At 66.5% G+C, this 5,989-nt stretch carries 3 protein-coding genes and 1 pseudogene; 3 read left to right on the forward strand and 1 reads right to left on the reverse strand.

Annotated features, from left to right (window positions below; all coding sequences use genetic code 11):
- Positions 1-206, reverse strand: a pseudogene (locus ACXJKH_RS12770) (hypothetical protein); the annotation flags it as partial.
- A gap of 117 nt (positions 207-323) precedes the next feature.
- Here ACXJKH_RS12770 and dnaE point away from each other — a divergent pair.
- The 3 genes from dnaE to ACXJKH_RS12785 all read left to right on the forward strand — a co-directional run bounded on the left by dnaE (position 324) and on the right by ACXJKH_RS12785 (position 5,882).
- Positions 324-3,905, forward strand: a complete 3,582-nt coding sequence (dnaE, locus tag ACXJKH_RS12775) for a DNA polymerase III subunit alpha (protein WP_457319755.1) — start codon at positions 324-326, stop codon at positions 3,903-3,905.
- Between the two features lie 31 nt (positions 3,906-3,936).
- Complete coding sequence (locus ACXJKH_RS12780; protein ID WP_457319757.1) at positions 3,937-4,809, forward strand: hypothetical protein; 873 nt, start codon at positions 3,937-3,939, stop codon at positions 4,807-4,809.
- 113 nt (positions 4,810-4,922) lie between these two features.
- Positions 4,923-5,882, forward strand: a complete 960-nt coding sequence (locus tag ACXJKH_RS12785; RefSeq protein ID WP_457319759.1) for an acetyl-CoA carboxylase carboxyltransferase subunit alpha — start codon at positions 4,923-4,925, stop codon at positions 5,880-5,882.
- The last annotated feature ends 107 nt before the right edge of the window (positions 5,883-5,989 follow it).

Raw genomic sequence — 5,989 nt, forward strand, 5'->3', positions numbered from 1 at the left:
GTTGGCGGGACCGTGTGTTGCCATGGATGGCAACACCGAGCCCCCAGGGATGGGTTTACGGCGTGTCCCGCGACCCTGCCCCCGCCACCCCGGCCCTTCATCACCCGCACACCCGCATCGCCGTTGTAGTTGCCCTGGCTGTTGCCGTTGCCGTTGCCGTTGCCGTTGCTGTTGCCTTGGCACTCGCCGTTGAAGTCATCACCCACCCACCAGCACCCACTACCTGAACAAAGCAACCCACCCCTCCCCCTGTAACACCCCTGTCAAGCCTTGTCCGTCCACGCCCGCGCCGCTACCCTGACCGGGCATTACATTGGCCCGGCATGTCCACTTCCCGTTTCGTACATCTCCACGTCCACACCGAGTTTTCGCTGGCGGATTCGACCATCCGTGTCCCGGCGAAGCCGGAGCAGGCTGACCCGAAGAAAGCCAAGCAGGCCAACCTGCTCAGCCGCGCTGTCGAACTGAAACTGCCTGCCCTGGCAGTGACCGACCTGAACAACCTGTTCGCCCTGGTCAAGTTCTACAAGGCCGCCGAAACCGTCGGCATCAAGCCCATYGCCGGCGCCGACATCATGATCGCCGAAGAGGGCATGACCCCCTGGCGCATGACCCTGCTCTGCCGCGACCGCGAAGGCTACCTCAGCCTCTCCCGCCTGCTCACCCGCGCGTGGATGGAAGGCCACCGCCCCGAAGGCGGCGTCGCTGTCCATCCGGACTGGCTCAAGGCCGGCTGCCACAACCTGTTTGCGTTGGCCGGCCGCGACAGCCTCGCCGGCCGCCTGGCCAACGAAGGCCGCCACGACCTGGCCGAGCAGCAGCTCGCCGACTGGCAGCGCGTGTTCGGCGACGGCCTGCATCTCGAACTGACCCGCACCGGGCGTGACGGCGAAGAAGCCTTCAACCAGTTTGCCCTGCTGGCCGCCGGCCAGCGTGGCCTGCCGGTGATCGCCAGYAATGACGTCCGCTTCCTGCAGCCGGAAGATTTCAACGCCCACGAAGCGCGCGTCTGCATCTCCTCCGGCCGTGTCCTGGATGACCCCAAGCGCCCGCGCGACTACAGCGACCAGCAGTACCTCAAGTCGGCCGAGGACATGTGCGCGCTGTTTGCCGACATTCCCGACGCGATCGACAACACGATCGCGCTGGCCGAACGCTGCAACATCGAAATGCGCCTGGGCACCTACTTCCTGCCCAACTACCCGGTGCCCGAAAACGAAACGCTCGACAGCTGGATCTGCAGCGAATCGCGCAAAGGCCTGGACGCGCGCCTCGAAAAGAACCCGCTGGCCGAAGGCAAGACCCGCGCTGACTACGTCGAACGCCTCGAATTCGAACTGGCCACCATCATCAAGATGGGCTTCCCCGGCTACTTCCTGATCGTGGCCGACTTCATCCAGTGGGGCAAAAACCAGGGCATCCCGATCGGCCCCGGCCGCGGTTCCGGTGCCGGTTCACTGGTGGCCTGGGCGCTGCAGATCACCGACCTGGACCCGATCCCGTACAACCTGCTGTTCGAGCGGTTCCTCAACCCCGAACGCGTGTCGATGCCCGACTTCGACATCGACTTCTGCATGGACCGCCGCGACGAAGTCATCGACTACGTCGCGCGCAAGTACGGCCGCGACCGCGTCAGCCAGATCATCACCTACGGCACCATGGCCGCCAAGGCCGTGGTGCGCGACTCCGGGCGCGTGCTCGGCTTCCCGTATGGCCTGGTCGACGGCGTCTCCAAGCTGATCCCCAACATCCTGGGCATCTCGCTCAAGGACGCCATGGGCGAAGGCAAGGATTCGGAAATGGCCTCGCCGGAGCTGATCCAGCGCTACCAGAACGAAGACGATGTCCGCGACCTGATCGACCTGGCCCGCCAGCTCGAAGACCTCACCCGCAATGCCGGCAAGCACGCCGGTGGCGTGGTGATCGCGCCCGAACCGCTGGCCGAGTTCTGCCCGCTGTTCGCCGAACACGACGAAGGCGGCCGCGGCCGCAACCCGGTCACCCAGTTCGACAAGAACGACGTCGAAGAAATCGGCCTGGTCAAGTTCGACTTCCTCGGCCTGCGCACGCTGACGATCATCGACTGGGCGGTCAAGGCGATCAACAAGCGCCACGAGCGCGCGGGCATTCCGCCGGTGGACATCACCGCGCTGCCGCTGGACGACGCGGCCACCTACAAGGACATCTTCGCCAACGGCAATACCGGCGCGGTGTTCCAGTTCGAATCCTCAGGCATGCGCCGCCTGCTGAAAGACGCGCGCCCCGACCGCTTCGAAGATCTCATCGCGCTGGTGTCGCTGTACCGCCCCGGCCCGATGGACCTGATTCCCTCCTTCAACGCGCGAAAGCACGGGCAGGAAGAAATCATCTATCCCGATCCGCGCACCGAAGCGATCCTGAAAGACACCTACGGCATCATGGTGTACCAGGAGCAGGTCATGCAGATGGCGCAGATCGTCGGCGGTTACTCGCTGGGCGGCGCGGACCTGCTGCGGCGCGCGATGGGCAAGAAGGTGCCGGCCGAAATGGCCAAGCATCGCGAGATCTTCCGCGAAGGTGCGGCCAAGGACGGGGTCAGCGAGGCCAAGGCCGACGCGATCTTCGACCTGATGGAAAAGTTCGCCGGCTACGGCTTCAACAAGTCGCACGCCGCCGCCTACGCGCTGGTGAGCTACCAGACCGCCTGGCTCAAGCGCCACTACCCGGCCGAGTTCATGGCCGCGACGCTGTCCTCGGACATGGACAACACCGACAAGGTGGTCGGCTTCCTGGCGGAGGTGCGCAACCTCGGCCTGACCGTGCTGCCGCCGCGGGTCAACGCGTCCGCCTACATGTTCGAAGCGTCCAGCGCCGACACCATCCAGTACGGCCTCGGCGCGATCAAGGGCGTCGGCCAGGGCGCATGCGAAGCGGTGGTGGAAGAGCGCCAGCGCGGTGGTCCGTATGAATCGCTGCTGGATTTCTGCATGCGCGCCGAATCGGGCAAGCTCAACCGGCGCACGCTCGAAGCGATGATCAACTGCGGCGCGATGGACGGCCTGGGCAAGAACCGCGCCTCGCTGATGCTGCAGTTGCCTGAAGTGCTCAAGGCCACCGACCAGATCACCCGCGAGAAGGCCTCCGGGCAGAATTCGCTGTTCGGCGCGCCCAGCCCGAAGAGCACCGCGATGCAGCTGGACCTGCCCGAAGCCAAGGAATGGGCACTGGGCCAGCTCCTCGATGGCGAACKCGACACGCTCGGCTTCTACCTGAGCGGCCACCCGTTCGATCCCTATGCCGAGGACGTCAAGGAACTGGTCGGCACCGACCTGGGCATGCTCGAACGCCTGATCCCGCCGGCGCGCCCGAGCAAGGACGGGGAGAAGCGCGCGTGGCGCCAGGAAACCCCGGTGATCCTGGCCGGCCAGGTGGTCGGCGTGCGCCGCAAGGGCGAAAGCCAGGTCTTCATGCAGCTGGAAGACAGCAAGGGCCGCGTGGAGTGCAGTGCCTTCACCGACGGCCTGGCCGAATTCGGCCACCTGATGACCAAGGACCGCATCCTGATCGTCAAGGGTGGCCTGCGCGAAGACGAATTCAACGGCGGCTACGCGTTGCGCCTGCGCCAGTGCTGGGATTACGACGAGGTGTGCGCCAACTACGCCACGCGTCTGTCGCTGCGCCTTGACCTGCGCCAGGGCGACCCGGCGTGGTCGCGCATCAACGCGCTGCTGGACCGTCACCGCCCCGGCCGCACACCACTGCGCCTGGATCTGCTGCTCGGTTCCGAACAGGGACCGGTGGCCGGCATGCTCGACGTGGCCGGCGATACCGCCGTGCGCGTGGACAGCCACCTGGTCGACGCCCTGCGCGCCGATCCCGCCGTGCGCACCCTGAAGGTGCGCTACAGCCCGCCGTGGGCCAACTGACCCGCGCCCTCCGCACTACAGGTACTTTGTTTTGATCAAGCGTTTGACCGTGCTGCTGCTCGCAGCCGTTGCCGTCACCGGCTGTTCCAGCCCGTCCCAGACCTTCGAGATCGACAACCCGGGCGATACACCGTTGACCCTGCGCATCGACGGCAACGAACTGCCAATCGCCGCGCACGCCTCGCGCCCGGTCAAGCTCAAGCCCGGCGAACACCACCTGCAGACCCCGGCGCTGGGCGATGTGCGGTTCATCGTGTACGCGCGTGGCAAGGGCGGCCTGATCAACCCGACCCTGGGCGAGTACGTGATCGCCAGCGAAATTTACGTCACCGACGAAGACAAGCTCAAGCACTTCGGCGCCCCCGGCAACCACATCGAACTGGGCGGGGTCGGCTTCGACGGTCCGTACAGCACCACCCATGCGCTGTTCATCGACCAGGCTTGGACGTTTGGCGTGCGCGAGCCGTTCCCGGACGAACAGACCGTGGCCCATGTGGACGAGACCGGCGGCCGGATCAGCACCAAGATCTTCACCGCCGCCGACTTCATCGCCTACGCCGAAGGCAATGCGGGCCAGCCCGGCGCCTACCGACGCCAGCAGCCGGCCGGCTACCAGCCCCCGCACTACACGCTGGAGGCCGCCCCGACCACGCTGCCGCCGCTGGACCCGGTCTTCGACGCCCATGCCGGCCCCCTGCGTGAGCTGTACGCGCGCTACCTCCGGGCCACCACGGCCGACGCCCAGCTGCAGCTGCAGCAGGAAGCGCTGCAGGCGCAGATCGCCTTTACCGTCGCCACCGCCGCGCTGGGCTCGGGCCTGCCGGTCGACGCCAACAAGGCCTACAACACCTTCGTCGAAACCCGCAGCACCCTGATGGGCAGTGCCGCGCTGGTGGTGCCCTGAGCTGACTGGCGCGCCCCGCCCCGCTGCGCTACCGTCGGTTTCCAGACGAGGGCGTACGGGGCTTTTCGGCGCATTCGGCTACACTTTCCCTCTTTTCTTCACGACGGTTTCCGATGAATCCGAACTACCTCGACTTCGAGCAACCCATCGCTGATCTGGAGGCGAAGATCCAGGAACTGCGCAGTGCCAGCGCAGGCCCTGCGGTCAATGTCGAGGCCGAGGTGCATGCCCTGCGGGACAAGCTGCGCGTGCGCACCGCGCAGATCTTCCGCAACCTGTCCTCGTGGCAGATCCTGCAGCTGGCCCGCCACCCCTCGCGCCCGTACACCGCCGACTACATCCGCATCTTCTGCGATGAGTTCCAGGAGTTGGCCGGCGACCGCGCCTTCGCCGACGACAAGGCCATCATGGGCGGCCTGGCCCGCATCGGTGGCCGGTCGGTGATGCTGATCGGGCACCAGAAGGGCCGCGACACCAAGGAAAAGATCAAGCGCAACTTCGGCATGCCCAAGCCGGAGGGCTACCGCAAGGCGCTGCGCCTGATGAAGATGGCCGAACGCTTCGGCCTGCCGGTGCTGACCCTGATCGACACTGCCGGCGCCTGGCCGGGCATCGACGCCGAATCGCGCGGCCAGTCCGAAGCGATCGCGCGCAACCTGCTGGAAATGGCCGAGCTGAAGGTGCCGGTGATCTGCACCGTGATCGGCGAAGGCGGCTCCGGTGGCGCCCTGGCGCTGGGCGTGGGCGACCGCACCGTGATGCTGGAATACAGCGTGTATTCCACCATCACCCCCGAAGGCTGCGCCTCGATCCTGTGGAAGGACGCCGGCAAGGCCAAGGACGCCGCCGAGCAGCTGGGCATGACCGCCCCGCGCCTGAAGGGCCTGGGCCTGATCGACAAGGTGGTGCGCGAGCCGACCGKCGGCGCCCACCGCAACCCGAACCAGATGGGCAAGCGCCTGAAGGCCGTGCTGCTCAACGAACTGGACGAACTGCAGAAGCTGTCGGTGGACGAACTRCTGGCCAGGCGTTACACGCGCCTGCGCAGCTACGGCACCTACGAAACGGTCTGAGCCGCGGCTCGATCGGCAAAAGGTAGAGCCGACCGTTGGTCGGCTGCCGTTGCGGTTGCCGCAGCAGCCACCTTCCCGGTAGTGCCGGCCGCTGGCCGGCTCCCGAT

It is taken from the genome of Stenotrophomonas sp. P5_B8, assembly GCF_054049855.1.